Annotated in this window: 23 protein-coding genes; 19 read left to right on the plus strand and 4 right to left on the minus strand. The window is 51.2% G+C overall.

The window, feature by feature from the left end:
• Positions 1-136 precede the first annotated feature (136 nt).
• The 9 genes from CRO57_RS14245 to CRO57_RS14290 all read left to right on the plus strand — a co-directional run bounded on the left by CRO57_RS14245 (position 137) and on the right by CRO57_RS14290 (position 11,164).
• Positions 137-679 carry an RNA methyltransferase gene (locus CRO57_RS14245; RefSeq protein WP_097154159.1) on the plus strand — a complete coding sequence of 181 codons (543 nt, stop codon included), beginning with the start codon at positions 137-139 and terminating at the stop codon, positions 677-679.
• A 353-nt stretch (positions 680-1,032) separates the two neighbouring features.
• Positions 1,033-1,545 (plus strand): invasion associated locus B family protein, encoded by a 513-nt coding sequence (locus CRO57_RS14250; RefSeq protein WP_097154160.1) that lies wholly within the window; start codon positions 1,033-1,035, stop codon positions 1,543-1,545.
• A 339-nt stretch (positions 1,546-1,884) separates the two neighbouring features.
• Positions 1,885-3,198, plus strand: coding sequence for a dual-specificity RNA methyltransferase RlmN (rlmN, locus tag CRO57_RS14255; protein ID WP_097154161.1), 1,314 nt, complete (start codon positions 1,885-1,887; stop codon positions 3,196-3,198).
• Between the two features lie 62 nt (positions 3,199-3,260).
• Positions 3,261-3,713 carry a hypothetical protein gene (locus CRO57_RS14260; protein WP_097154162.1) on the plus strand — a complete coding sequence of 151 codons (453 nt, stop codon included), beginning with the start codon at positions 3,261-3,263 and terminating at the stop codon, positions 3,711-3,713.
• A 204-nt stretch (positions 3,714-3,917) separates the two neighbouring features.
• On the plus strand, positions 3,918-5,792 hold the full coding sequence (locus CRO57_RS14265; protein WP_170956112.1) for a sensor histidine kinase: 1,875 nt from the start codon (positions 3,918-3,920) through the stop codon (positions 5,790-5,792).
• Positions 5,789-7,177, plus strand: coding sequence for a sigma-54-dependent transcriptional regulator (locus CRO57_RS14270; RefSeq protein WP_097154164.1), 1,389 nt, complete (start codon positions 5,789-5,791; stop codon positions 7,175-7,177). The genes CRO57_RS14265 and CRO57_RS14270 overlap by 4 nt, the downstream gene beginning before the upstream one ends.
• Before the next feature lie 751 nt (positions 7,178-7,928).
• Complete coding sequence (locus tag CRO57_RS14280; protein WP_097154166.1) at positions 7,929-8,942, plus strand: C4-dicarboxylate TRAP transporter substrate-binding protein; 1,014 nt, start codon at positions 7,929-7,931, stop codon at positions 8,940-8,942.
• A gap of 219 nt (positions 8,943-9,161) precedes the next feature.
• Positions 9,162-9,842, plus strand: coding sequence for a TRAP transporter small permease subunit (locus tag CRO57_RS14285; RefSeq protein WP_097154167.1), 681 nt, complete (start codon positions 9,162-9,164; stop codon positions 9,840-9,842).
• On the plus strand, positions 9,839-11,164 hold the full coding sequence (locus tag CRO57_RS14290) for a TRAP transporter large permease (protein WP_097154168.1): 1,326 nt from the start codon (positions 9,839-9,841) through the stop codon (positions 11,162-11,164). Before CRO57_RS14285 ends, CRO57_RS14290 begins: the two co-directional genes overlap by 4 nt.
• A 183-nt stretch (positions 11,165-11,347) precedes the next feature.
• Here the strand turns inward: CRO57_RS14290 and CRO57_RS24305 are convergent, their stop codons facing one another.
• Positions 11,348-11,797, minus strand: coding sequence for a hypothetical protein (locus tag CRO57_RS24305; RefSeq protein ID WP_101728128.1), 450 nt, complete (start codon positions 11,795-11,797; stop codon positions 11,348-11,350).
• 203 nt (positions 11,798-12,000) lie between these two features.
• Here CRO57_RS24305 and CRO57_RS14300 point away from each other — a divergent pair, with 203 nt between their 5' ends.
• The 6 genes from CRO57_RS14300 (at position 12,001) to CRO57_RS14330 (ending at position 19,161) form a co-directional block, all read left to right on the plus strand.
• Positions 12,001-12,780, plus strand: coding sequence for a phosphatase PAP2 family protein (locus CRO57_RS14300; protein ID WP_097154169.1), 780 nt, complete (start codon positions 12,001-12,003; stop codon positions 12,778-12,780).
• A 261-nt stretch (positions 12,781-13,041) separates the two neighbouring features.
• Entirely contained in the window at positions 13,042-14,268 is a 1,227-nt protein-coding gene (locus CRO57_RS14305; protein ID WP_097154170.1) for an argininosuccinate synthase, read from the plus strand.
• Positions 14,269-14,347: 79 nt separating this feature from the next.
• The gene (locus CRO57_RS14310; RefSeq protein ID WP_097154171.1) at positions 14,348-14,866 is read left to right on the plus strand and encodes a DUF1643 domain-containing protein; all 519 of its coding nucleotides are present in this window, start codon (positions 14,348-14,350) and stop codon (positions 14,864-14,866) included.
• A gap of 459 nt (positions 14,867-15,325) precedes the next feature.
• Positions 15,326-16,201 (plus strand): hydrogen peroxide-inducible genes activator, encoded by an 876-nt coding sequence (locus tag CRO57_RS14320; protein ID WP_097154173.1) that lies wholly within the window; start codon positions 15,326-15,328, stop codon positions 16,199-16,201.
• Between the two features lie 497 nt (positions 16,202-16,698).
• Entirely contained in the window at positions 16,699-18,519 is a 1,821-nt protein-coding gene (gene typA, locus CRO57_RS14325; protein WP_097154174.1) for a translational GTPase TypA, read from the plus strand.
• A 123-nt stretch (positions 18,520-18,642) separates the two neighbouring features.
• A complete protein-coding gene (locus tag CRO57_RS14330) occupies positions 18,643-19,161 on the plus strand; it encodes a P-loop NTPase family protein (RefSeq protein WP_097154175.1) in 519 nt (172 codons plus the stop codon).
• Here the strand turns inward: CRO57_RS14330 and CRO57_RS14335 are convergent.
• On the minus strand, positions 19,136-19,720 hold the full coding sequence (locus CRO57_RS14335) for a TetR/AcrR family transcriptional regulator (RefSeq protein WP_097154465.1): 585 nt from the start codon (positions 19,718-19,720) through the stop codon (positions 19,136-19,138). The two genes, CRO57_RS14330 and CRO57_RS14335, sit on opposite strands and share 26 nt — an antisense overlap.
• Positions 19,721-19,830: 110 nt before the next feature.
• On the opposite strand from CRO57_RS14335, the gene CRO57_RS14340 reads away from it, so the two are divergent.
• The gene (locus CRO57_RS14340; protein ID WP_097154176.1) at positions 19,831-20,211 is read left to right on the plus strand and encodes an MAPEG family protein; all 381 of its coding nucleotides are present in this window, start codon (positions 19,831-19,833) and stop codon (positions 20,209-20,211) included.
• A 281-nt stretch (positions 20,212-20,492) separates the two neighbouring features.
• On the opposite strand, the gene htpX is transcribed toward CRO57_RS14340, so the two are convergent.
• Positions 20,493-21,491: a zinc metalloprotease HtpX gene (gene htpX, locus CRO57_RS14345; RefSeq protein ID WP_097154177.1), complete on the minus strand. Its 999-nt coding sequence runs from the start codon at positions 21,489-21,491 to the stop codon at positions 20,493-20,495.
• Between the two features lie 112 nt (positions 21,492-21,603).
• Here htpX and CRO57_RS14350 point away from each other — a divergent pair, with 112 nt between their 5' ends.
• The 3 genes from CRO57_RS14350 to CRO57_RS14360 all read left to right on the plus strand — a co-directional run bounded on the left by CRO57_RS14350 (position 21,604) and on the right by CRO57_RS14360 (position 23,342).
• Positions 21,604-21,903, plus strand: coding sequence for a DUF1674 domain-containing protein (locus CRO57_RS14350; protein ID WP_097154466.1), 300 nt, complete (start codon positions 21,604-21,606; stop codon positions 21,901-21,903).
• Between the two features lie 94 nt (positions 21,904-21,997).
• Entirely contained in the window at positions 21,998-22,456 is a 459-nt protein-coding gene (locus CRO57_RS14355) for a thermonuclease family protein (RefSeq protein ID WP_170956113.1), read from the plus strand.
• A 97-nt stretch (positions 22,457-22,553) separates the two neighbouring features.
• A complete protein-coding gene (locus tag CRO57_RS14360; RefSeq protein WP_097154179.1) occupies positions 22,554-23,342 on the plus strand; it encodes an RDD family protein in 789 nt (262 codons plus the stop codon).
• 63 nt (positions 23,343-23,405) lie between these two features.
• Here CRO57_RS14360 and acnA read toward each other — a convergent pair whose 3' ends face one another.
• Positions 23,406-26,081: an aconitate hydratase AcnA gene (acnA, locus tag CRO57_RS14365; RefSeq protein WP_097154180.1), complete on the minus strand. Its 2,676-nt coding sequence runs from the start codon at positions 26,079-26,081 to the stop codon at positions 23,406-23,408.
• Between the last annotated feature and the right edge of the window lie 170 nt (positions 26,082-26,251).

A 26,251-nucleotide genomic window follows, 5' to 3' on the forward strand; every position in this document is an offset into this window, starting at 1 on the left:
TTCTTGGCCCCTCGGACTGGAAAAGCATGTCTTTGAACCGCTCATAATCAGCAAAAGATGGACAATTCACGTACAAATGCCTATTGCAAGGAACATATTTACAACACCCCTTGGCGACGCAGCAACGAGGATCAGAATGCGCGGATATTTTGCAATCGGAGTGGAAGGCTTATCCAAACAGGGCAATTTCGGCAATCTCGTCAGAACCGCCCATGCCTTTGGAGCCAGCTTCTTTTTCACGGTCTCCGCCGAGAAAATTTTCTCTCGTCAAGGAACCGACACCTCACGCACATCTGATCATATTCCCTACTATCCATGGGCCAATGCCGACGAGATGATGCTGCCGAAGGATTGCCGCCTGGTTGGCGTGGAGCTGACCGATGATGCTGTTACCTTGCCTAGCTTTCGCCATCCCACAAAAGCAGCCTATATACTTGGCCCGGAAGCAGGAAGCCTCACGCAGAACATGCAGGATCGTTGCGAATTCATCATCAAGATCCCAACAAAGTTCTGTCTCAATGTCGCGACGGCCGGCTCTATCATCATGTATGACCGCGTTCAATCCATGGGCGGGTTTTCCGAACGTCCGGTGCGCGCTGGCGGGCCCGCGGAAGAGAGAATTCACAAACATGGTCAGCCCAAATTTCGCTCAGGTGTGCCAGATGCTCTGAAAGGCTAGAACCGAAATGTCATCCTTGGCCAAAAGAAGGGTTGGAGTTGCCAAGTTTGTCAATCTCTTGCCGCATTCTGCAACCAAGGTAAATTTGGAACGCGTCTTCGAAAAACTGAAGCACTTTTCGGATCAGGGCCCGTTTTAAAGAATAAAAGCCTGAAGCAAGTCTCGCGATTCACCAATTACTGGACATGCTTTAAGCGCAAAAAATGCTCTTGCAGGTGTCCTCCCGAACATTAAAGACAATTTTTTGCAAATGCTTCACGGTTTGGTAACCCCATTTTGGGTAAACCTAATATGAATGAGTGGGCATTGCGCTCCACACGAATCCCAGTCGAACGAACGCACGACAGGTCGATATGAAAAGCTTGAAAATCCTTGGTGTAGCCACCCTATTCGCTCTTGCCTCCTCTGCCTCTTTTGCGCAGGGTTCTGCATCCCGTATCCAGCAGTTCAAGGACTGGGGCACCTATGTTCTGAATGACAGTCAGCGCGGCAAAATGTGTTTTGCAGCCAGTCAGCCAAAAGATATGGAACCAAAGAATGTGAACCGTGACCCGGTTTACTTCTTCATCACCACCCGCCCTCGCGAAGGCGTCCGTGAAGAAGTCAATGTGATCACTGGCTATCCTTATAAGGAAGGCTCCAAGACCACCATTCAGATTGGCTCTGACAGTTTCTCCCTCTACACCTCCGGTGATGGGGCATGGCTGGAAAATGCCGCTGATGAGGCACGCTTGGTCAATGCTATGCGCCGTGGTTCCACCATGGTTGTCCGTGGCACGTCTCGCCGCGGCACTCTGACCATCGATACCTATTCTCTGGCTGGCATTACGGCTGCCACCAAGAAAGCACTGGAATCCTGCCAATAAGTGGCAACCAGAGCGGAAATTTCGCCAAGAAAGAAGCTGACAAAGCAACCTTTCTGGCCTATAAGGCACAACAAGCGGCGTAAAACCATTGATGGTTTGCGCCGTTTTGCTATTGAAGCAGACCAAGAACGACCTAATTAATCACACTTATTCACCCCCTGAATGATAATAAACTGTCACCAAGGGCAAAGCTGAGGTCCTTCCCTGCCCGGCTCACCGGCAAAGGATCCGTCTGGAATGGTGAATACATGGATTGAGCATACGCATTCCTGAACGGGACACCTGATTTGCGCTGCCAATCAACCTTGAAAAGAGGCCCTCAAATTGGGGGAGAGCCAGATGAGTGCAGAAGCAGCCGTAAACATTCAAGACACCACTTCCGATACCACAATTGTGGCAATCGAAACCCCTGCCCGTCCCGGAAATTGGGAAATTGCAGATCCTGCCAAAACCAATCTGGTAGGTATGGATCGCGATGATCTCGGCCAGGTTCTGGAAAGCATTGGCGTCAAACCAAAGCAGATTCGCATGCGGGTCAATCAGCTTTGGCACTGGATTTATTTGCGTGGTGCAGCCAGCTTTGACGAAATGACCAATGTCTCCAAGGATCTGCGTGCCAAACTGGATGAACAACACACCATTGCTCATCCGGAACTGGTTGCCGAACAGATTTCCGTTGATGGCACTCGCAAATGGCTGATTCGTTTTCCAGCCCGTGGTGCAGGCAAACCGGTGGAAGTGGAAACCGTCTATATTCCAGATCAAAGCCGTGGCACGCTCTGCGTATCCAGTCAGGTCGGCTGCACCCTCAATTGCACATTCTGTCATACCGGAACCCAAAAACTGGTTCGCAACCTCACCTCAGAAGAAATTATTGCCCAGCTGCGTATCGCGCGGGAAATGCTCAACGACTTCCCGGAGCGTGAACCCGAGACCGGTGCCATCGTACCAAAAACCGGTCGCTTTGTTTCCAATATCGTGATGATGGGCATGGGCGAGCCGCTCTACAATTATGATCATGTCAAAAAAGCATTGTTGATCATGTGTGATGGAGAAGGTCTTTCCATCTCCCGCCGCCGCATCACGCTGTCCACCTCCGGCCATGTGCCAAATATTGAACGTATCGGGGCAGAGACAGGCTGTGCATTGGCCATCTCCTTGCATGCCACCAATGATGAGCTGCGCGATGAATTGGTGCCGATCAACAAGAAATGGCCCTTGAGGGATCTGTTGGAAGCTTGCCGTACCTATCCCGGCGTATCGAACGCCAAACGTATCACCTTTGAATATGTGATGCTGAAAGGCGTGAACGATTCCCTGCATGATGCAGCAAAGCTGGTCAAATTGCTCAAAGGCATTCCCGCCAAAATCAACCTGATCCCGTTCAATCCCTGGCCCGGAACCCGATATGAATGCTCAGATTGGGACCAGATTGAAGAATTTGCCGATTTCATCAACAAGGCTGGCTACGCTTCCCCTGTCCGCACCCCACGCGGTCGCGATATCTTTGCTGCCTGCGGTCAGCTGAAATCCGAGACCGAACGCTTGCGCAAAGTCGAGCGTGAGAAGCTCGAACTGGAAGCCTTGGAAAGAATGCGCCTTTCCAACCTTGCAGGAGACGGCTCCAGTGACAATATGGAGGACGAGGAATAGTCCTTGTCCCATAATTGCCAACGGCAAGACAGACCTGCATTTGCATCAAGATTGGAGAGAGTGTGAGCTTTTCCCGCATAATTGCCCGCCTGATGATGGTACCAATCGGCCTTTTTTGTGCGATTCTCGCAACTGGCATCTTTCTGGCCTTCGCCTTGCTCACCATGGATCCTCATCAGGCATCCGATCCGGAAATTCAGTCCATTTTCACCCTGTTCTGGGGTGTCGTTATTGCCGCAATGCTTGGTCCGCTGTCAGCAACCCCGACATTGGCATTCCTGCTGGTGGCTGAATTGCTATCCTGGCGTAGCCTCTATATCTATCTCGGCTTCGGTCTCGCCTTGTCCCTCTTTGCCTTCCATCTGCCACAAGAAGCCCAGGATCAGGTTGCAACCGCCCTAGATATGCGAGCCATGGCTTCAGGTCTTGTCGGAGGTTTTGTCTATTGGCTGATTGCCGGTCGTGGAGCCGGCGTGGTCAAACGCAATGCAGCCAACAAGCCAAAATCTTTCTGACGCCTGACCCTGCTCTATCGCTTGCCAGGCAATAAGAGCGTGTTCCCGAAAAGTTGAAGCACTTTTCGGATAAGAACTCGCTTTGGATCAAAGAGTTAAAGCACTACTCACGATTCAACGATTGTGAGAAGTGCTTTAAACTTGGCTTTTCAAACCAGATCGTAATAATAGCCCCATCTTGTCACCCTCATGCAGTGCCCAAAGATGGATCAATCCACCAAAACAATCCGCCATCACAACAAACCGCGGGATCAGCGCGCCCTTTGGGTCGTCGGACTGATGCTGGTCGGGGCTATTTTGGTGGCATCTTATGTTTATTTACGCACTCACTATAGCCAGGTTGCAACCGATCTTGCAGCGGAGCGTCTGGCTCTGCACCGCGCATTTCTCTCCGCCGAATTGGAGAAATACAAATATCTTCCCTTTGTTTTGGCAAAGGATTCCACCGTCCAGACATTACTGGTACAACATCAGCAAAAAAGCCCACATGCAAAACAGCAAGGAGATCTGGTCAATCGACGCTTCGCCAGTTTTGTCAAACAATCCGGAGCGGCAGCACTGTACCTGATGGATCCATCAGGCCTGACCATCGCCTCCTCCAATTTCAGGGATTCAACCTCCTTTATCGGCAATAATTATTCCTTCCGCCCCTATTTCAAGGACGCCTTGAACAGCAGGGATGGTGCATTTTTCGCCGTAGGTGTCACCACCAGAACCAGAGGCATGTTCTATTCCAGTCCGGTTCGACAAAATGGCAAAGTGATTGGTGTCATGGCGGTCAAGGTCGATTTCAGTCCGCTTGAGCAAAGCTGGCAGGAAGCCCGGGAAACAGTCTTTGTCACCGATCAACGAGGCATCGTCGTTCTATCCAGCGATAGACAATATCTCTACCATGTGGTCGGACCTCTATCCGATGGGGATCTGCAGACAATTCGCAAGGAACGCCAATTCGCCGAAAATGACCTTCCCCCTCTGCATCACGGGGCCAGATCACTATATGATGCCAGTGAGATTTCTCTCGATGGTACAGCTTTCATCCATCAATCGCGCAAGATGGCCAGCCAGACCTGGACCTTGCACTATCTCACCCCGGCATCCGAGGTCGAAAAACGCAGCCTGTCTGCACTGGCGTTGGAAGGATTGGCGCTCTCATCCCTGTTGGTTCTGTTTCTCTATTTGCGTGGCACGAATCTGAAACGTCAATCCCTGCGTGCCCAGGCTGACGCCAAAATGCAACGCCGGCTCAATCAACGTCTCGAACGTGAGATCGAAGAACGCAAACGGACAGAGGAAGAATTGCGTGCCACCCAGGGCAATCTCATCCATGCATCAAAAATGGCCTCGCTGGGTCATATGTCAGCAACCATTTCTCACGAAATCAACCAGCATATTGCCGCCGCAACCACCTTCATTGCAGGCATGAAGATGTTGATGAAACAATCCCGTCTGGATGAAGCAAGCGGCACGTTGGAACGAATCGATAGCCTGATGAAACGCATGACGGCCATCACACGCCAGTTGAAGGCTTTTTCCCGCAAATCAGACCAGCATCAAAGTCCACTCAATCTGCAGGATGCGGTGACGAGCGCCTTGGCCGTTGCCGAGCCGCGTCTCAAAACACTGGATGTTCACCTCACCATCAAACCTTTCCATACTCCTTTGATGATCATGGGGGATCGTGGCCAAATGGAGCAGGTTTTCCTCAATATCCTGCAAAATGCCATCGATGCGGTGTCTGATCAATCGGTCCGCAAAATCATCCTGACCATGACCAATATGGACGAAATGGCCAAAATCAGCATCCACGATTCAGGGCCGGGATTGTCACAGGATATCGAGACCACTTTGTTTGATCCGTTCGTTACAACGAAACCTCATGGCGATGGTCTGGGTCTGGGACTTGCCATCTCCACCAAAATTGTCGAGAGTTTTGGCGGCGGCCTGAGTGCACAAAACAGCAACCAGCAGGGCATGGGTGCCATTTTCACGGTCCAATTGCCACTTCTGCCCGCAAAATCAAAAAAACAGAGCCAAACCAGTCTTTCTGTCACGAAACTTGAAGAAACAGGGGCCTCATGAATATTGCACCCACCACGCCCAAAGGTCCCGTCATTCTTGTTGATGATCAGAGCGATATGCGTGCATCCATCGCTCAATTCTTTGGCCTCGCAGGCTATCAGGTACAGGAATATTCACGCGCACAAGATGCTCTTGCCCACATCACCAAGGAATTTGAAGGCATCATATTGAGCGATATCAAGATGCCCGACATGGATGGTCATGATCTTCTCTCTCATTGCCAGAAGATAGACAGGGAATTGCCGGTCATTCTGATCACAGGCCATGGCGATGTGCCAATGGCAGTTTCTGCCATGCGCGCGGGAGCTTATGACTTCATCGAAAAGCCATTCGACCCGGAACTTCTTGTCGATATCGTCGCCCGTGCATGTGACAAGCGCAATCTCGTTATGGAAAACAGACGCTTGCGCCACAATCTGGATGAGGCCGGACAATTGGGCGGACGCCTGGTCGGAACATCCGAAGTCATGCATCGTTTGCGTGAGGATATTCTGACCTTTGCACAGACGGATGCCTCCATTCTGATCGTAGGCGAGACGGGCACCGGCAAGGAATTGGTCGCCCGCGCTCTGCATGATCAATCCTCGCGCAAGGACCATGACTTCGCCGCCATCAATTGTGCCGCCATTCCGGAAAGCATGTTCGAAAGCGAAGTCTTTGGCCATGAAGCAGGAGCCTTCACTGGAGCCAATAACCAGCGCGCAGGCTGGTTCGAACAGGCGGACAAGGGAACCCTCTTTTTGGATGAATTGTCAGCATTACCAGTAGGATTACAGCCCAAGCTCCTCCGTGCCCTGCAAGAAAGAGAGATCACACGGCTTGGTGGTTCAAAGCTTCTGCCTGTCGATATCCGTGTGATTTCCGCAACCAATCTGGACTTGGAAAAGGCTGCCAATGAGGGGGACTTCCGGTCAGATCTTCTCTATCGCCTCAACAGCGTGGAGCTGCATATTCCGCCTTTAAGAGAGCGTGGAGAAGATGTTCTGATCCTGTTTGATCTTTTCACATACCGTTTTGGACAACGATATAATCGGTCCAGCCCGACACCGGACGCAACCGATCGTCTGGCGTTGTTATCCTATACATGGCCAGGCAATGTGCGCCAGCTCATCAATATTGCCGAACGCTATGTGTTGCGAAATATCCGAAAGACCACAAGCGTAGAGGAGTTGCTCAATGGCTCTGCCAGTTCTGAAAACACACTGAGCGATTCCCCCATTTCCTTGAAAGAGCGCATGGAAGCCTTTGAGGCAGCCTTGATCCGTCAAACACTGAACGAGACATCAGGCAACATTGCCAAAGCCATGGAAAGACTGGATTTGCCGCGGCGAACCTTGAATGAAAAGATGGCCAAATATGCCATTGAACGTTCGGATTTCTTATAAGTTCGTTCCAAAGCAATATTTGCAGCAATCTGGGCTAAGGGTCCATATTTTGATATTATATCAACGAAGGGAAAGAATGCCCCATATGACCGAACTTTTCGGGCTTTGTGGCAAGGAGCGGGTGCCGTCTTGGTCTGACTGACCACAAGGCAGCGGCGACGCAGTCCACGAAGCTTGAAAATCCGGCCTTTGGTGTTTTTCGATTGCTCGCTGAACATCGTTATCTTTCTTCCGAAAATGCCCCGGCATTGTCCGTCGAAAGCTGCCTTGTCAGCGAGCAATCGAAAAGCATCCTATGGGTTATTGTTCCCCCTCGTTGGTATTACCTGCTTTTGCGAAACATGGAAGGGGCATCAATGGTGGCACGCCTTTTGCTCTTCAACGGGCCATCCACCAAAATGCCATCACAAGAGCAATCGCCATGGTCGATATATCTGGCTCGAAGAATCAGCCCGCCAATACCGAAATCTCTATTAGGACGTAGGCTCATAAATGAACTGGATTTGGCGTCCTGGAATATAAGATCAATCAGATTACCCATAGGCGGGTTTTTGCTCGACCACATCTCGACATAGGCGAAAATCCGCTCACATTATCCTCAATGCGGCAATAAATTCGCTTCTTTGCCTTGCATCTTTGCAAAATTCAAGTTGGCATGGTGTTTGCTACAATGCTGATCAAGACCTTCTGGACATTACTCGAGGCAATGACCAGACGAAAGAAAAACAACAAGTGACATAGGGAGGAAAACATGTCCTTGAAGAAACTGCTTACCACCACCACCGTCATTGGCATGGCTGCTCTGTTTGTAGGCGAAGCTGCCGCTGCAGATGTAACCTGGAACGTATCCCTCTGGGGCAAACGTCGCGCCTTTACCGAGCATGTTGAGAAACTGGCTGAATTGGTCAATGCAAAGACCAATGGTACATTCGAGATCAAGCTTCATTATGGTGCAGCTCTCTCCAAATCTCGTGAAAATCTTGACGGCATTTCCATCGGTGCATTCGAGATGGCTCAGTTCTGCGCCTCCTATCATGCAGACAAGAACCCATCCATCACCGTTCTGGAACTGCCATTCCTGGGCGTGCCAGATCTGGAAACCCAGATCAAACTGGACAAGCTGGTCTATGCAACCGATGCCGTGAAAAAAGATCTGGGCCGTTGGAATGCAGAAATCCTGATGTCTTCCCCAATGCCACAATATAACTTTGTGGGTCGTGGCGATGCTCCAAAAAGCCTGAAAGACTTTGAAGGTATGCGCGTTCGCGCTCTTGGTGGCGTTGGCGCTGCCATGAAGACAATCGGTGCTGTTCCAACCACCGTGACCGCGTCTGAAACCTATCAGGCAATCGAATCCGGCACTGTTCAGGCAGCATCCTTTGCTCCACATGCTCACTTGGCCTTCAAGACAGTCGAAGCTGGCAAATGGTACACCACCAACCTCAATCCAGGCACCGTGAACTGCCCGGTTGTCGCCAACACCGATGCGCTGGCAGCTCTGTCCGATGACCATAAGAAAGCTCTGATGGATTCCATCGATGAAGCCTATGCTCATTACGTTGCCAATTATGCCAAGCTGAACGAAAAGTTTGCAGCTGAGCTGGATAAGCTGGGCATCGAAAAAGTGACTTTCAATGCAGACGAGCTGGCGGCCTTCAAAGCTGCGGCGGGCAAGCCAAACTGGGATAAATGGCTGGCTGACATGAAGGCAAAAGGCGTTCCGGGCGATGACTTGTTCAAGCTCGTTCAGGACAACTTGAAATAAGACCGCTCCTTGCGAGTAGATCCTGAATTTGGATTACATGTCAGAGGTTTCCAACAGCAACCTCTGACCATTGCCTTCCACGCCCTCGCTGCCGGTGGGCGTGGAATCGCACCAAGCCCCAAACAAAATCAATATCTCATGCCTGTCGATCAGGCGTAATGTCTCCATGAGAGACTTTGGGGCATCTGGTCACCGACCTTCCTTGCGGAGCGATATATCATGCCTGGATCATCGACATCGATACATCCAGACCCACACACTCCCCATCAAGACGCACCAACCTTGCGTCTTTGGGATGGATGGGTTGCAAAAATCGAAGACAGTTTCAACGCCTTGGCGGGGCTGTCCATTCTCTTTCTCATTCTTCTGGCGGTTGTTCAGGTCGTTGGCCGAGCCGTCTTTAATACACCAGTTCCTGGTTTCATCGACTTTGTCGAGCAATCCATGGCCCTTTTTGCCTTTTTGGGCATAGCCTATACCCAGCGTCTGGGCGGCCATATTCGAATGGAACTCATATTATCCGGTCTCAGCGGTCGTGTTCTCTGGTTTGCAGAAGCTTTCGCCACACTGCTGGTTCTGGTTCTGATTGCAGCCTTGATCAATGGCTCCTTCGATCATTTCCTGCGCTCCTGGAATCTTGGTGATTCCACAATTGATATCCGCTTGCCAACCTGGCCATCAAAACTGGTTGTTCCAATCGCCCTGTCCCTTCTGTGGCTGCGTTTGATCATCCAGTTTGCAGGCTATGCACGTTTGTTGCTTGCCCCGGACAAAGCACCGGTTGCAGTGCCTCTGATCGAGTCTATCAAGGAACATGCCCAGCATGAAATTGAAGACGCATTGGGTGATGAAACAGGTGATATCTCCAATAAGAGCCAATCCAGGGAGAACGTCCAATGACCCCGTTTGATATTGGCCTTCTCTATACCGGTCTGCTTCTCGTTTTTGTTCTGATGGGCATGCGTGTTGCTTTTGCTGCTGGCCTGATCGGTTTTCTGGGCCTTGCCACCATCTTCACCATGAAACTGGGCTTTGACAAAGGTATCTGGGTCGCCATCAAGATGGCGGGCACCATACCCCATTCCAAGTCCGTCACCTATGCTCTGTCGCTTCTGCCAACTTTCATCCTGATCGGCTTCCTCGCATTCCATGCAGGTCTGACCAAGAAATTGTTCGAAGCCTCCAAACGCTGGCTTGGCTGGCTGCCGGGCGGTATGGGTGTTGCGACCATTTTCGCAACAGCTGGCTTTGCTGCCGTCTCTGGCGCATCCGTTGCCACCGCTGCTGTCTTCTCACGCGTTGCCATTCCGGAAATGCTCAAGGAAGGCTATTCCAAGCCTTTGGCCGCAGGTGTCGTCGCCGCAGGCGGAACTCTGGCAACCTTGATCCCGCCCTCAACGATCTTGGTCATCTATGCCATCATCGTGGAACAATCGGTCGGTCAGCTACTGATTGCCGGTTTCATTCCCGGCATGGTTTCAGCCCTCATCTATGGTGGTATCGTCATTGGCCTTGCGATGTGGAAGAAGGACATGGCGCCTTCCACTCGCACTTATAGTTGGGTTGAGAAATTCTCCGCCGTTCCCGGTACCTTCCCGATCCTGATCGTGGTTGGCATCATTTTCGGCAGCCTCTATCTCGGTCTGGCAACCCCAACCGAGGCTGGTTCTCTTGGCGCTTTTGTCATTCTCGTGATTGCACTTTGGAAAGGCATGAGATGGAAGCAACTCAGCCAGGCCCTGCATGAAACCGCCAAACTGACTGCAATGATCTTCACGATCATCTGGGGTGTGCTGCTCTATGTACGGTTCCTTGGTTTTGCCGGCCTTCCCGAAGCCTTCAAGAATTTCATCACATCTCTTGATCAACCAGCGATCGTCACCTTGCTGCTGATCCTGCTGGCCTATGCAATCCTTGGCATGTTCATGGACGCCATCGGCATGCTGTTGCTCACTCTGCCTGTGGTCTATCCAGCCGTCATTGCCCTTGGTTACGACCCGATCTGGTTCGGTATCATTGTGGTGAAAATGGCTGAGCTTTGCCTGATCACCCCTCCGATTGGCCTCAATTGCTTTGTGGTCAGCGGGGTCAGGCCGGATATACCGGTTCAAGATGTGTTCAAAGGGGCAACGCCTTTCTTCTTTGCTGATGTGCTGACAGTCGGCGTGCTGATCGCCTTCCCTTCCATCGTATTGTGGCTCCCACAACAGATGTTCAATTAGTGCGCGTCTCGTTGGATTGACTTCACAATCCAGCGTAAAAGATTCGCATCAGAAAAGTGTTAGTGCTTGTGCGATGATTGCCATTCATCGCACAAGCACTAGCAAAGACAAATCAGAACAACAAAAAAGGCGCTGGAAATTCCGGCGCCTTTTTTCATTCAAGCTTTGAAGCGAGCAGAAAGATCAGTTCTTCTTGGTGCTTTTCTTTTTGGTCGTCTTCTTCTTTTTTACGACAGGCTTTTTCTTGGTAGCCTTCTTCGCATCAGACTTCTTGGCTTCAGCTTTCTTGGTCGCTTTTTTAGCATCTGCTTTCTTCGCATCTGCTTTTTTGTCAGCAGATTTCTTTGCGTCAGCCTTCTTATCGTCTACGGCCTTCTTGGCAGAAGAGGTTTTCTTGGACGTGCTCTTCTTGGTTTGGCCACCTTTTTTGCGGCAATAGCCATCTACCTTCTTGCCCGTCTTGGTCTTGTAAGAATTCACATAGGTACAGGAATTGTCCGAACCACAAGCGCTCTTGGATTTGCCTTTACATTCCGCAGCTTCCGCCGAACCGACGCCAAGAGCTACAGATCCGAGCAAACCAATTGTCAGTGCCAGAGCCAATGCCCCACTTTTCGCAAATCTTGCTTTCATTTTCTCTCACCTTGCCCATTGGGCTTTGCGCAGCATCACCCGACTGCGCTTAGAAACATCTGTGATTCCCCAAGAACCAGTGGCCAACTGGTGCAACAGATCGATGCAGTTTGCAACCGAGCCAATCGTCTTTCTTTCTGATCCGAAATGGCCTAAATAGTGCCTACGAAATATCATCTGAATGAGCGGTGAACAGCATTTCCATGTTTGTGAAATTGAAAGACCAGTTCCGGTCCCGACCCTTGCGAGCCATCCTCGCCCTTGGGGGCCTCCTATCGTTGATATTCCTGCTCTTCCCTCAAATCGATCTTTGGGCAGCCAATCTCTTCTATGATGGCAAGGGTTCCTTCCCCATGCGCGTCCTTGATGGACCACGTCTTTTGCGTCGGATCGGTATATTGGTGCCGCGTCTGGCCATTCTGGGATTGGTCCTGTTCCTGTTCGCAAGACTGATCTGGCCGAAACTCAACAAACATCTAAGTATCAAGAATGCTTTGTTCCTGCTCGGATCCGCCATCATTGGCCCTGGCATCATTGTCAATCTCATCCTGAAAAGCCATTGGGGTCGCGCTCGCCCGGCTCAGACCGATCTCTTTGGTGGCGAATGGCCTTATAGCGAAGTGTGGGTCATCGCAGGCAATTGCCAATCCAATTGCTCCTTTGTTTCAGGCGAAGGCGCCATGGGCTTCTGGTTCCTGGGGCTTGCCTTGCTGGTCCCCGTCACTCATCGCGTCAGCGCACTTTGGTGCCTTGGCTGGTTCGGCGCAATCATCTCCGTCAATCGCATGGCTTTCGGAGGCCATTATCTCTCCGATATCCTGCTCTCCTGGGTGATCACGGCCTTTGTCATGGTGGCCTTTTGGAAGTTCCTTTCCAACCATCCGCCTCACTGGCTGCGTGAGGAAAGACTCGAAGCAAGCTGGGATAGAGCAGCAGACAGGGTTGGAGCGTATTGCCGAAAAGTTGCAGCACTTTTCGGATAAGAACTCGCTTCAAAAAGAAGTTAAAGCTCAGCTTTCGAATCAAAAATCGCTAACTGAGCTTTAAAAACCGCTTCAAAGGGTAGCAATGACGCAAAACAGCATAAAATTTGGCGTCTTTTCCCTTGCGCAGAGCTTTCTAGTGCCTATAGTGCGCCAGAATTGAAAATACGGGCTGATCATACAGCCTATTGACGACCCTCCCGGCCAGTGGTGGCATCCTGCCCATCCCGTGCTGGCCTTACTGAAAATGGATGAAGTCGCATGGCTAAAAAAGGCGATATCAAGAAAGTCGTATTGGCTTATTCCGGTGGTCTGGATACCTCCATCATTCTGAAATGGCTGCAGACCGAATATGAATGCGAAGTGGTAACCTTCACCGCCGACCTTGGTCAGGGTGAAGAGCTGGAACCAGCACGCAAGAAAGCCGAGATGATGGGCATCAAGGACATCTATATCGAAGATGTCCGCGAAGAATTCGTCCGCGACTTCGTGTTCCCGATGTTCCGCGCCAACACCCTCTATGAAGGTGTTTACCTGCTTGGCACATCCATTGCCCGCCCGCTCATCTCCAAGCGTCTTGTCGAGATTGCTGAAGAAGTCGGTGCTGACGCAATTGCTCATGGCGCAACAGGCAAAGGCAACGACCAGGTGCGCTTCGAGCTAGCCGCTCGCGCTCTGAACCCGGACATCAAATGCATCGCTCCATGGCGCGAATGGGATCTGTCCTCTCGCACCAAGCTGATCGACTTTGCTGAAAAGAACCAGATTCCAATCGCAAAGGACAAGCGCGGCGAAGCTCCTTTCTCCGTCGATGCCAACCTGCTGCATACCTCTTCCGAAGGCAAGGCACTGGAAGATCCGGCAGTCCCTGCGGAAGAATATGTCTATTCCCGCACCATCAGCCCTGAAGATGCACCAGACAAAGCCACCATCATCGAAGTCGGTTTTGAAAAAGGTGACGCAATTTCCATTGATGGCGTTGCCATGTCTCCTGCTGAGATCCTGACCAAGCTGAATGAGCTGGGTCGTGACAACGGCATCGGTCGCCTCGATCTGGTTGAAAACCGTTTCGTTGGCATGAAGTCTCGCGGTATCTATGAGACCCCAGGCGGCACCATCCTGATCGAAGCACACCGTGGCATCGAATCCATCACTCTGGATGGTGGCGCTGCACACCTGAAAGACAGCATCATGCCTCGCTATGCCGAGCTGATCTATAACGGTTTCTGGTACAGCCCGGAGCGTGAAATGCTACAGGCCCTGATCGACAAGTCTCAGGAACATGTCACCGGCACCGTGAAGTTGAAGCTCTACAAAGGCAATTGCGATGTGATTGCCCGTGATAGCGAGCATAGCCTCTATTCCGAAGATCTTGTGACCTTCGAGGAAGGCGCAGTCGATTACGATCACAACGATGCAGCTGGCTTCATTGAGCTGAATGCTCTGCGTCTGCGTACCGTCGCTTACCGCAATCGCAAGCTAAAATAAGAAGCTTTAGAACCTGATCAAACATTCAGATGGCGGGGCTTGGCTCCGCCATTTTTGTCTCAATCAAGAGAATTACTCCATGTCTCTGATCATCCGGACCCATAGCGAAGATGGCAAAGTCTCAAAGGCGCTCTATTCGCCCTGCCAGCGCTATCGCTATGCCTTGAGCCGGGAATGGGATGCCACAGGCAAGAAGCTGCTCTTCATCATGCTTAATCCGTCCAAGGCGACGGAGTTGAAGAATGATCCTACCATCGAACGCTGCGAGCGACGTGCTCTAGCCCTTGGCTATGGTGCTTTCACCGCCTGCAATCTCTTTGCCTTTTGCGCCACCGACCCCCGCGATCTGAAAAAAGAAAAAGAGCCCATCGGCCCGGACAATCTGGTCGAAATTCTAAAGGCCGCTGATTGGGCAGATGATATTCTATGCGCATGGGGAACCCACGGCGCCCATATGGGAATAGGCCCGGCAATCGGCGCACTCTTGCGCCATAATGGCTATAATCTATTGCATCTGGGGCTGAGCAAGGATGGTCACCCAAAACATCCGCTCTATATCGGCTATCAGGAACAACCCCGACATTGGGAAGTGACTTAGATTCAGGATGCAAACGCAGAAATGAGGCCACCAAGGACCCCATCCCCACTTTTACTGGAAGGCAACCCTGGAGAGAAACCTACCAGAAAATCCTGATTTCGTTTATTTCTTGCTTCAACAAGAATATCCATGAAGCATCCTTGATGGTCCGCAGTCATCAGTTCAAAGAGCGTACGGAACTGAGAGTAACCGTCATTGCCTTCTCAGTGATCATGGCGGTCCGCAACCCCTGAGAGATCAAACGTAAGCTCAGCCACTGATTAATTGTCTTTTGGACCGTCAAAACGATTGGGCTCACAACAGGCTCTCCTTTGATTGGGGTACGGGCAAAATGGCTCCATTGGTCCTCGTCGAAGTTGATCATTCACATGACCTGCACCCACAATGATAAAAAACTTCCATAGGATCCAATATTATGTTTTTCTCAGTTCAATAATTTTTTCTTATTGGAAAACCTCCATGCTCACTCTGCGCCAACTTCAATATTTCGAAGCCCTTGCCAAGGAAGGCCATTTCGGTCGTGCAGCCGAACGTGCCTCCGTCTCACAACCCGCCCTTTCCGTCCAGATCAAGGATCTGGAAGCCCATCTCGGCCTTACATTGGTGGAACGGTATTCCGGGGGTGCGCGTCTGACCGATGTTGGCGAGGAGGTTCTCGAAAAAAGCCGACAGATCCTGCTGGCAGTACAAGATCTGCAAGCCTTTGGCCAAACCCGGCAAGGTCCGCTTACCGGGCCCTTCCGACTGGGTGTCATTCCATCCATCGGTCCTTATGTGTTACCAGATATTCTACCGCGCCTTCGCCAAACCTATCCCGATCTGGAATTGATCCTGCGCGAAAGTCGCACCAATAATCTGATCAGCGAGTTGGAAGAAGGTCAATTGGATGCAGCAATAGTGGCGTTGCCGCTTGCCGAAGAAAGTTTGCACTGCCTGCCGTTGTTTGAAGATCCCTTCTATCTTGCCGCTCCCAAAAAGAAGCTCGAACCCAGCGCTATTTCAGCCTCCTCAATTCCCATGGACGATCTGTTGCTGCTGGAAGAAGGCCATTGTCTGCGCGATCAAGCCTTGCAGGTTTGTAGTCTAGCGACCAATCCGCTGATGAAAAGCTTTGGTGCTTCCAGCCTCACCACGCTTATCCAGCTCATCACCAATGGCTATGCCAGCACACTATTGCCGCAAATGTGCATCGAGAAAGAAGCCGGGCTGGACCATATCAGTCTGATCCCATTCCTGGATCCAGCCCCCAGCCGCACAATCGGGATGGTCTGGCGCAAAAGCTCACCCAGAAGCAAAGATTTCGAAGCACTGGCCGAGATCATCAAGTTGCGATAGGTCCAAGGCCCCGGATTCAACTTCATGATCCTGTCACGAGAAGTCGATAAGCAACAGGACGTAGTCTCATAGATGAGATGGATTTGGCGTCAAAATGGTCTGATATGGCTAGAAAAAGAGTGAAGGATGGGCTGGTTGCCCATTCAAACTCTTTATCGACGCCAGATCTTGACCATTTTGTCGTCCGAAGGATAGGGCGATTTTTTCTGCTCATCGCGTCACAAGAGCTAGAAAATAGACCATATTGTCTGCACTCTTGCTTCTAGTGAGCAGAAAAACTTGCCTCTACCAAATCTACCGCATCTATGAGACTACGTCCTAACCCTAATCGGGCCTTGTGGCGCAAATCTGCGCATTTACGCGCAATGAAGGCTTTTCAAATCATGCGCAATAGTATAGAGCTTGCGCCAATTCCATAGACAAGGCGGGTCGAACACGGTTCCCCGGTCGCAACCGGGCGCATTTTCTGTGCCCTATCGATTAAGAGATCAAACCTCATGAACTTGCGTAACATCGCGATCATTGCCCATGTTGACCATGGCAAGACCACTCTTATTGACGAACTGCTGAAAGCCTCCGGCATGTTCCGTGAAAACCAGCAGACCGAAGAGCGCATGATGGACAGCAACGATATCGAGCGTGAGCGCGGTATCACCATTCTCGCCAAGGTCACTTCGCTGGAGCATAACGACACTCGCATCAACATCGTGGATACCCCGGGCCACGCCGACTTCGGCGGTGAGGTTGAGCGTATTCTGCACATGGTTGACGGTGTGATCGTTCTCGTTGACGCGGCTGAAGGCCCAATGCCACAGACCAAATTCGTGGTCTCCAAGGCCCTGAAACTCGGCCTGCGTCCGATTGTTGCCATCAACAAGATCGACAAGCCTGAGCAACGCGCTGACGAAGTTCTGGACGAAGTCTTCGATCTGTTCGCCAACCTGGACGCCAACGAAGAGCAGCTCGATTTCCCTGTTCTTTATGGTTCTGCCAAGAACGGCTGGATGGCAACCGAGCCAGAAGGCCCACAGGATAGCCTCGAGCCTCTGTTTGACATGGTCATCGATCATGTGCCTGCGCCACAGGTTGAAGAAGGTGAATTCCGCCTGCTGGCGACCACCATTCAGTCCGACAACTTCCTTGGTCGTATCCTGACCGGTCGCGTCATTGCTGGTGAAGTGACACCAAACATGACCGTCAAGGCATTGGCCCGTGATGGCTCTGTGGTTGAGAATGGCCGTGTCTCCAAGGTTCTCGCCTTCCGTGGTCTGGAGCGTCAGGCCATCGACAAAGGCGAAGCCGGCGATATCGTTTCCATTGCTGGCCTGCAAAAAGCTACTGTTGCTGACACCATTTGCGCGCCTTCAATCAAGGATGCCGTCGAAGCGCAGCCTATCGATCCACCAACCCTGTCCATGACCTTCCGCGTCAATGACAGCCCGCTGGCCGGTACCGAAGGCGACAAGGTTCAGTCCCGTGTGATCCGTGCTCGTCTGCTGTCAGAAGCCGAAGGCAACGTGGCCCTGAAGGTTCGCGAAGCTGACGATGCCGACGCGTTCATCGTATCCGGCCGTGGCGAATTGCTGCTCTCCATCCTGATTGAGAATATGCGCCGCGAAGGCTTCGAACTCGGCATTGGCCGTCCTCAGGTCGTGATGCAAAAAGACGATGCAGGCAACGTTCTGGAGCCAATTGAAGAAGTCATCATCGACGTTGATGACGAATATTCAGGTGCTGTCGTGCAGAAAATGGCTGAGCGCAAAGGCGAAATGATCGAAATGCGCCCATCCGGCGGCGGTCGTACCCGCCTGGTTTTCTACGCGCCAACCCGTGGCCTGATCGGTTACCAGTCAGAGCTGCTGTCCGATACGCGCGGCACCGCCATCATGAACCGCATCTTCCACGAATATGCTCCGCATAAAGGCGATATCGCATCCCGTCACACCGGTGTGTTGCTGTCCAACGGCAATGGTGAAGCAGTGGCTTATGCTCTGTGGCAGCTGGAAGATCGTGGCCCAATGATGGTTGATCCGGGCACCAAGGTCTATCAGGGCATGATCGTGGGCGAACATACCCGCGGCAATGATCTGGAAGTCAACATCCTGAAAGGCAAGCAGCTGACCAACATCCGCTCTTCCGGCAAGGATGATGCGGTCAAGCTCACCACCCCGATCAAGCTGAGCCTGGAAGAAGCCCTGTCTTACATCTCCAATGATGAGCTGGTGGAAGTCACTCCAGCTTCCATTCGCCTGCGCAAAATCCTGCTGGATCCAAATGATCGTAAAAAAGCAGAACGCGCAGCGAAAAAAGCCAGCTAATCTTCGCTAGCTTCCAAATTTTAGAAAAGCCGCTTTGGACATCCAGAGCGGCTTTTTTGTTGCATTCCCAAGTCAACAAAGCTATGACCCGCGTCCCACCTTTTCATATTTCAGGTATTTCCCATGAAGCGTATTGTCATTGTTGGCTGTGCAGGCGCTGGTAAGTCGACCCTTGCCAGCAGGCTTGGTCAGATCTTCAATCTTCCGATCATTCATATGGACAAACATTTCTGGCTGCCCGGATGGGTGCAGAAAGAGAAGGCTGAATTTCAGGCGGAGATCTTCAAGCTTGCCGAAGATGAGTGCTGGATCATGGAAGGCAATTACAAGGAAACATTGCCGAACCGTCTGGAGCGGGCCGATCTCTTCATTTATCTCGACTTCCCGCGCTGGCTTTGCCTCTATCGCGTGTTCAAACGCATTGCGCTCAGCTTTGGTAAAACGCGACCCGATATGGCGAAAGGTTGCCCAGAACAAATTGACTGGGAATTTGTCAAATGGATCTGGAATTTCGAAAAGCGCTCCGGCCCCGGCCTGCAGAAACGATTTGATGACTTCAAAGGACCCAAGCATCAGCTGAAAAGCCCGACAGAAGTGCGTCATTTTCTGAAATCACTCAGCCAGATTGATAGACTTTCGTAAATTTGCCGGCAGCAGAGCGAAGTTCATCAGCAAGGGCACTGTCCTCGACAGTACGCGATAATATCATTGTGCCAACGCACACAGAGGCCAGCACGAGCGCTTTTTCGCGGGTGTCCCCTTCCGTATCCATATTATGCTGGAACAAGCCCACCATGGCCCTCAGAAGACTTTCGTAGGAAGAGCGGACCTCTGGCGTTGCCCGTGCTACATCTGACGGCAATGCAATCATTGGGCAATGCCCATCGAGATCGTTCAGATGACCGGAAGACAGATAACTGCGGATCATGGCTTGTACCGTTTGCGGTCCACCATTCATGGGATCGACACCCGCTTCATCCCGCCAGATTTTGCCACGACCATGAAGAAAGCTGGAAACAGCCTCGGAATAAAGCTCTTCCTTGTTGCGAAAATGATTGTAGAAACCACCGCGGGTCAGGCCTGCTTCCGCCATGATCTGATCAATGGAAACCCCTTCAAAACCATGACGATTGAACAATATGCGCGCTTTCTCGACAATACGCTTTCGCACCTCAGCTTTATGTTCCGCAGAATAGGGCATGGCTTTCTCCTGATTACACATCACCATAGCAAAAAATCTAAATATGTTCTTGAACATATTTAAGCTTCCTTCAATATGGCAAGCAGTTTAAATCGATAGTGAGGCGTTTTATGCCGTCCCTTCCCGTTACAGCAGTTTTTGTGACCTTCTATGCCATTGCTCTCTTCATCATGGTTGCCCGTGTCGGCTTACGCAGAAAAGCCGTCCTTGCTCTACATGGAGACAAACAGGACACAGAATTGCACAAACGCATTCGCATCCATGGCAATTTGACGGAAACCACGCCTGCTTTTGCACTAACCCTGTTGATCGCCGAGTTACTCGACCTTGGCACTTTATGGCTTTGGCTTGCAGTCGCTATATTTCTGTTTGGTCGGGTTTGGCACTACCACCATTTCAACAGCTCCAAACGTGGCATAGGCATGGTCTTCACGCTCCTTCCCGGTATCCTTCTGGGGGCATGGAGCATCTATGCTTCGCTTCTTGGCTAGAGTTTTCCAAAAGACCCAAAGAAAAAGGCGCTTCCCTAATCCAGGAGAAGCGCCTTTCTTTCACAGAGTTGAAACTCTTAGTGCCCGATCTAAAAGTCTCTGAATGAGACTTTTAAGAGCGAGTTCTTATCCGAAAAGTCTGCAACTTTTCGGGAACGCGCTGTAGGCCGCATCACCAGCCCTCTCCCCCTTCCAACCGCCCCTGAAAGTACCAAGAGGGTACGATGACGGGTGGTTTGGGAGGGGGAGAGGGCCCGGTTCAGGATTTTTAAATCAACCTCTTAGCCCCACGGGCCACCATGATCATCATGGGCCTGCGAGGAAGAAGAACCGCCAGCCCAGGGACCATCATCCTGATCCATCTGGCTGCGACGCTGATTGGCACCAAGCGACCCACCGGAGCTCACCCGCAGGGCATCTTCCTGCCCATACCAGTCCTGATGCAGGCTCTGCAGAGCATCAATACGGTTTTGGGTATCCGGGTGGGTAGAGAAGAGATTGTCCATCCGCTGGCCGGACAGTGGATTGATAATAAACATATGCGCCGTTGCCGGATTGCGCTCGGCGGCATAATTCACTTCACGACCCGCAGCATTGGCGATTTTTGCCAAGGCGGACGCCAACCAAAGCGGCTGACCACAAATCTGCGCACCAATTTTGTCAGCCTGATATTCGCGTGTCCGGCTCACAGCCATCTGCACGATGGAGGCTGCCATTGGCGCAAGGAACATCAGCGCGATTGTACCGATGAAGCCAAGATCACCACCTTCTTCGTCATCATTGGAGCCAGAGAAGAAAAAGGCAAAGTTGGCAAGCATGGAGATGGCACCGGCCAGCGTTGCTGTCACCGTCATGGTCAGGATGTCATAATTCTTGATATGCGCGAGCTCGTGCGCCATCACGCCCGCCACTTCTTCGTAAGACAGGCGGTTCAGCAAGCCGGTTGATGCAGCAACGGCAGCATTTTCGGGGTTACGACCCGTCGCAAAGGCATTGGGTTGATCACTATCAATCACATAAACCTTTGGCATGGGCAGCTCGGCGGCTTCGGCCAGCCGGCGCACAATCTCATAATATTCCGGGGCATCGCGCTCATCCACTTCATGAGCGTTATGCATCTTCAGAACCATCTTGTCCGAATTCCAGTAGGAAAAGACATTCATGCCAAGCGCAATGATGAAGGCAATCATCATGCCGCCAGATCCGCCCAGCAAATAGCCGATTCCCATGAAAAGACCGGTCATCCCGGCCAAGAGCATTGCGGTACGGAAGAAGTTCATCGAAAAGCGGTCCTTTCACTCATCATTATCAAATGCGACCCGTATCACTGGTCTGTTGTTTCTCTATATGGTAGACAGCACCATCCTTTTTCAAGAGCGAAGAGGCGCAACCATGGTTGAAGACAGCAAAAAGCCGCAAGCAGACAAGAGCCAAAGTGCCGAGATTCTGCAATTCAAGCAAACCGATTGGGAACCGCCAAAACCCGCCGAGGAAGAAGAGCCAAAGCGCCGCCGCTTTGAAGATCTGCCACCAGCAGCCCAACGCGCTCTGAAGGAAGCCGAAGAGCGCCGCAAACAGCGCGATGTGGTCAAGGAATCTGAAAAGCTGCCAACCGAAGTTGGTGGGCGTGGTGGCCTCGATCCCACCCGATATGATGATTGGGAAATCGATGGTCGTGTCATCGATTTCTAACTGGATGGCATCACAATCTTAAAGCCGATCTGCTTGGATTTGCTTAAGAATCATTCTATATGTTCATGGAATGTTCTTTATAAAAATCCAAACCATGCTGATTCGCACCCTGTCCATAGTTTGTCTAACACTTTTATATCATGGAGCTTTTTCAAAGCTCGCATGGTCAAAGGCAAATTATCTGGCTGGCCCGGTAGAAGCAGAACTTGTTGAAGTCTTGGATGGTGATACGATCCGCGTCCGAGCCAAGATCTGGCTTCATCAGAGCATTTCAATTCTGGTGCGCCTCAATGGTATCGATGCCCCGGAACTCCGCCGTCCCAAATGTGCTGCCGAGAAAGAACTTGCAATCCAATCCAGACAATATCTGGCATCCTTGCTCAGTGATCAGAGTTTGCAACTCACATCCATTCAGGGCGGTAAATATTTCGGCAGGGTTGTGGCAATCGTTCAAACTGATCAGTCAGAGAACCTCTCCCAGGACATGCTCCGATCCGGCCTCGCCCGCCTCTACAAAAAAGGCAAACGCAAGAGCTGGTGCAAACCTGTCTAAAACACGGAAATCTTTATAATCGAAACTGGTGTATTGAAAATTACAACACTACCATAGAGAGAATATTCAAATTCAACTCTCACTTGATTGCCCCAATATGGAACAAGAACCAAGACATTTCTGGCGACGCGGATTCGCCTTCATTCTTGATTGCCTCTATATGGGCATCTTAGCATTTATGATCAGCTACCCGCTCACTGTAATTCAACCAAACTATTTCGTTATTCTGGATGCTCCCGTCAACGGATATAGCTGCCTTCCAAGGCAAGAACCAACAGACGCATTTCGAAAGAAAATACCTACTGATTATTTCAAACCTGATGCAAAAGTGAACTATAGAGTTTGTACTATTTATGCGTTCTTTCTCGAGTCAGGAACCGTTGGTATTGCCTTTTCAGAAACAGAGAGCACTGACGAAGATGGGAACTCAAGCACCTTCAGAAAATCATATTCATCAACGATAGACAAGCATGGCAATCCGACCCCAGCAACCGATATCTACACTCTCTTCTTTTGGACATTCCTGGTTTTTTTGATCGCATATATTCTTATGAAAAATAGGGGCCAAACCATAGCAAAAGAGCATCTCGGCTTAAAGTTGATCAATGATCAAAAGCCGACCTATAGTCGCTATGTCAAAAGAGAATTCCTTAAATACCTGCCTACAGTCATTCTAATCGCCAATGGCCTAATTGTTTGGATCGCTGCTTTAACAAACCAAGAATCCAAGGTCATAAACTTCCTAGCCAGTAATCTTTGGATCGCAATCATCATTGGCATAATGACATTTGCTCTCGGCTTTTTCTGGTACATCCTCCCTCTCATTCGTTGGCAGGGCCAAATGCCTTATGATCGACTGACCGGTTTCAAGGTGATCAAAGATTAAGCCAAACACAAAAGCCCCGAAGTGAAAACTCCGGGGCTTTCATCAATTTGAATTGGGCTGAAGTTACGCAGCCAGTCCACGCAGCACATAATGCAGGATGCCGCCATTCTTGAAGTAATCCAGCTCATCTTCGGTATCGATCCGGCATAGGGTCTGGATGGTCTTCTCTGATCCGTCTGCAAATTTGATCTGAACCGCTACATCCTGACGAGGGTGCAGGCTCTCGAGGCCGAGAATCGTGATTTCCTCATCCCCTTTGATGCCGATGGATTGCCAGCTTTGCCCATCTTTGAACTGAAGCGGCAGGACGCCCATGCCAACCAGATTGGAGCGATGAATGCGTTCAAAGCTCTCGACGATCACGGCACGCACACCAAGAAGATTGGTGCCTTTTGCCGCCCAGTCACGGGAAGAGCCCGTGCCATATTCCTTGCCACCGAAGACAACCAGTGGCGTGTCTTCAGCCTTATAAGCCATGGCCACATCATACATAGGCTGAACCGAGCCATCCTTGACGGAGAAGCCCCCTTCCGTGCCAGGAGCCAGCTGGTTCTTGATCCGGATATTGGCAAAGGTACCGCGCATCATGATTTCATGATTGCCACGACGAGACCCATAAGAATTGAAATCCCTGGCTGCCACTTGCCGATCCGTCAGATATTTGCCCGCAGGGGTATCTTTCTTGAACGCACCTGCGGGAGAGATATGATCTGTGGTGATGGAATCCAGGAAGAGCGATAGAATACGCGCGCCCTTCACATCTTCCACCGGCTTTGGCTGCATGCTCATACCCTCAAAATAGGGCGGGTTCTGCACATAGGTTGAACCGGAATTCCATTTATAGGTTTGACCTGGCTCTATCTCGATAGATTGCCACTCGGCATCGCCTTTGAAGACATCGCCATAGCGCGAGACAAACATATCCCTGCTGACGGCTTCCCGCATCAGAGCCGCAATCTCGGCATTGCTCGGCCAAATGTCTTTCAAATAAACCGGATTGCCTTCCTTATCCTCACCAAGCGGATCCTTGGTCAGGTCCACATACAGCGAGCCAGCCAAGGCATAAGCAACCACAAGCGGGGGCGAGGCCAGGAAATTGGCCTGCACATCGGGGTTCACGCGGCCTTCAAAATTGCGGTTGCCGGAAAGAACCGAGCAAGCCACAAGATCATGATCCTGAACCGCCTTTGAGATTTCAGGCGGCAATGGACCGGAATTGCCGATACAAGTGGTACAGCCATAACCAACCAAATTGAAGCCCAAGGCATCCAGATCATCCTGAACCCCGGCTTTCTCCAGATAGTCGGTCACGACCTGAGATCCCGGTGCCAAGGAAGGCTTCACCCATGGCTTGATGGAAAGACCTTTCTCGCGTGCCTTTCGCGCCACAAGCCCTGCCCCGATCAGAACCGACGGGTTGGACGTATTGGTGCAAGAGGTGATGGCTGCAATGACCACATCCCCATGGCCAAGATCATGGTCCTTTCCATCAACATCACCACGCTTTTGGAGCTCACCAGCTTTGCCAAATTCACTATCCATGACGGACGTGAAAGTTTGCGCCGCTGCATCCAGAGTGATGCGATCCTGTGGGCGCTTCGGGCCTGAAATGCAGGGCACGACCTCAGACAGATCAAGCTCCAGGCCATCGGTAAAGACAGGATCTTCACTTCCGCTTTCACGGAACATGCCTTGCGCCTTGGCATAGCTTTCGACCAAGGCTATTCGATCCTGATCACGCCCGGTGACGTCCAGATAGTTCAATGTATCGCTATCAATGGGGAAGAAACCGCAAGTCGCGCCATATTCCGGCGCCATATTGGCAATGGTTGCCTGATCTTCCAATGTGAGATGATCAAGACCGGGACCATAAAATTCAACAAACTTCCCAACCACGCCTTTTTGACGCAGCATTTCCACGATGGTGAGAACCAGATCGGTAGCTGTTGTCCCTTCCACCATGGAGCCGGTCAGTTTGAACCCGATCACTTCGGGGATCAGCATACTGATCGGTTGACCCAGCATCGCCGCTTCCGCCTCGATACCACCGACACCCCAGCCAAGAACGGACAGACCATTGACCATGGTGGTGTGGGAGTCAGTTCCAACCAATGTATCAGGATAGGCAATTGTCTCGCCATCTTCATCCCGCGTCCAAACAGTTTGGGCCAGATATTCCAGATTGACCTGATGGCAGATACCGGTCCCGGGAGGCACAACGCGGAAATTATCAAAAGCTTGCTGTCCCCAGCGCAGGAATTCATAGCGCTCGCCATTGCGCTCATATTCCAGTTCAACATTGCGACCAAAAGCACGCTCATTGCCAAAATGATCCACCATGACCGAGTGATCAATCACCAGATCCACCGGCACCTGCGGATTGATGGCTTGCGGATCCGCCCCAAGATCGGAAGCTGCATCACGCATGGCAGCCAGATCCACTACGGCCGGTACACCGGTAAAGTCCTGCATCAAGACGCGAGCTGGACGATAGGAAATCTCGGCACTGGAGCGGCGCTCCTTCAGCCAATCGGCACAGGCACGGATATCATCGGCCGTCACGGATCGGCCATCCTCAAACCGCAAGAGATTTTCCAACACCACCTTCAGAGAGTAAGGCAATTTCGAAATGCCGGGCAAGCCATTCTTCTCGGCCTCAATCAGGCTGAAATAATGATAGGTCTTGCCATTCACTTCAAGACTTTGCTTGGCGTTGAAACTATTCAGGGATTTAGTCATGATGGTCGGTCCTTAGGCTTGGTCTGGCAAAAGGGGCAATATATAAGTATGAGGTCTCTTCTATCATGCCACAGATGAAGGAAATTTGTCCCTTCACACCTGCGTGCACTTATGAAATAGGCATTGATACTTAGAATTGAAGATCATGCGTCTTGCCAGATGATAAAAAT

The sequence above is a fragment of the Cohaesibacter gelatinilyticus genome, assembly GCF_900215605.1.
Classification (GTDB): Bacteria; Pseudomonadota; Alphaproteobacteria; order Rhizobiales; family Cohaesibacteraceae; genus Cohaesibacter; species Cohaesibacter gelatinilyticus.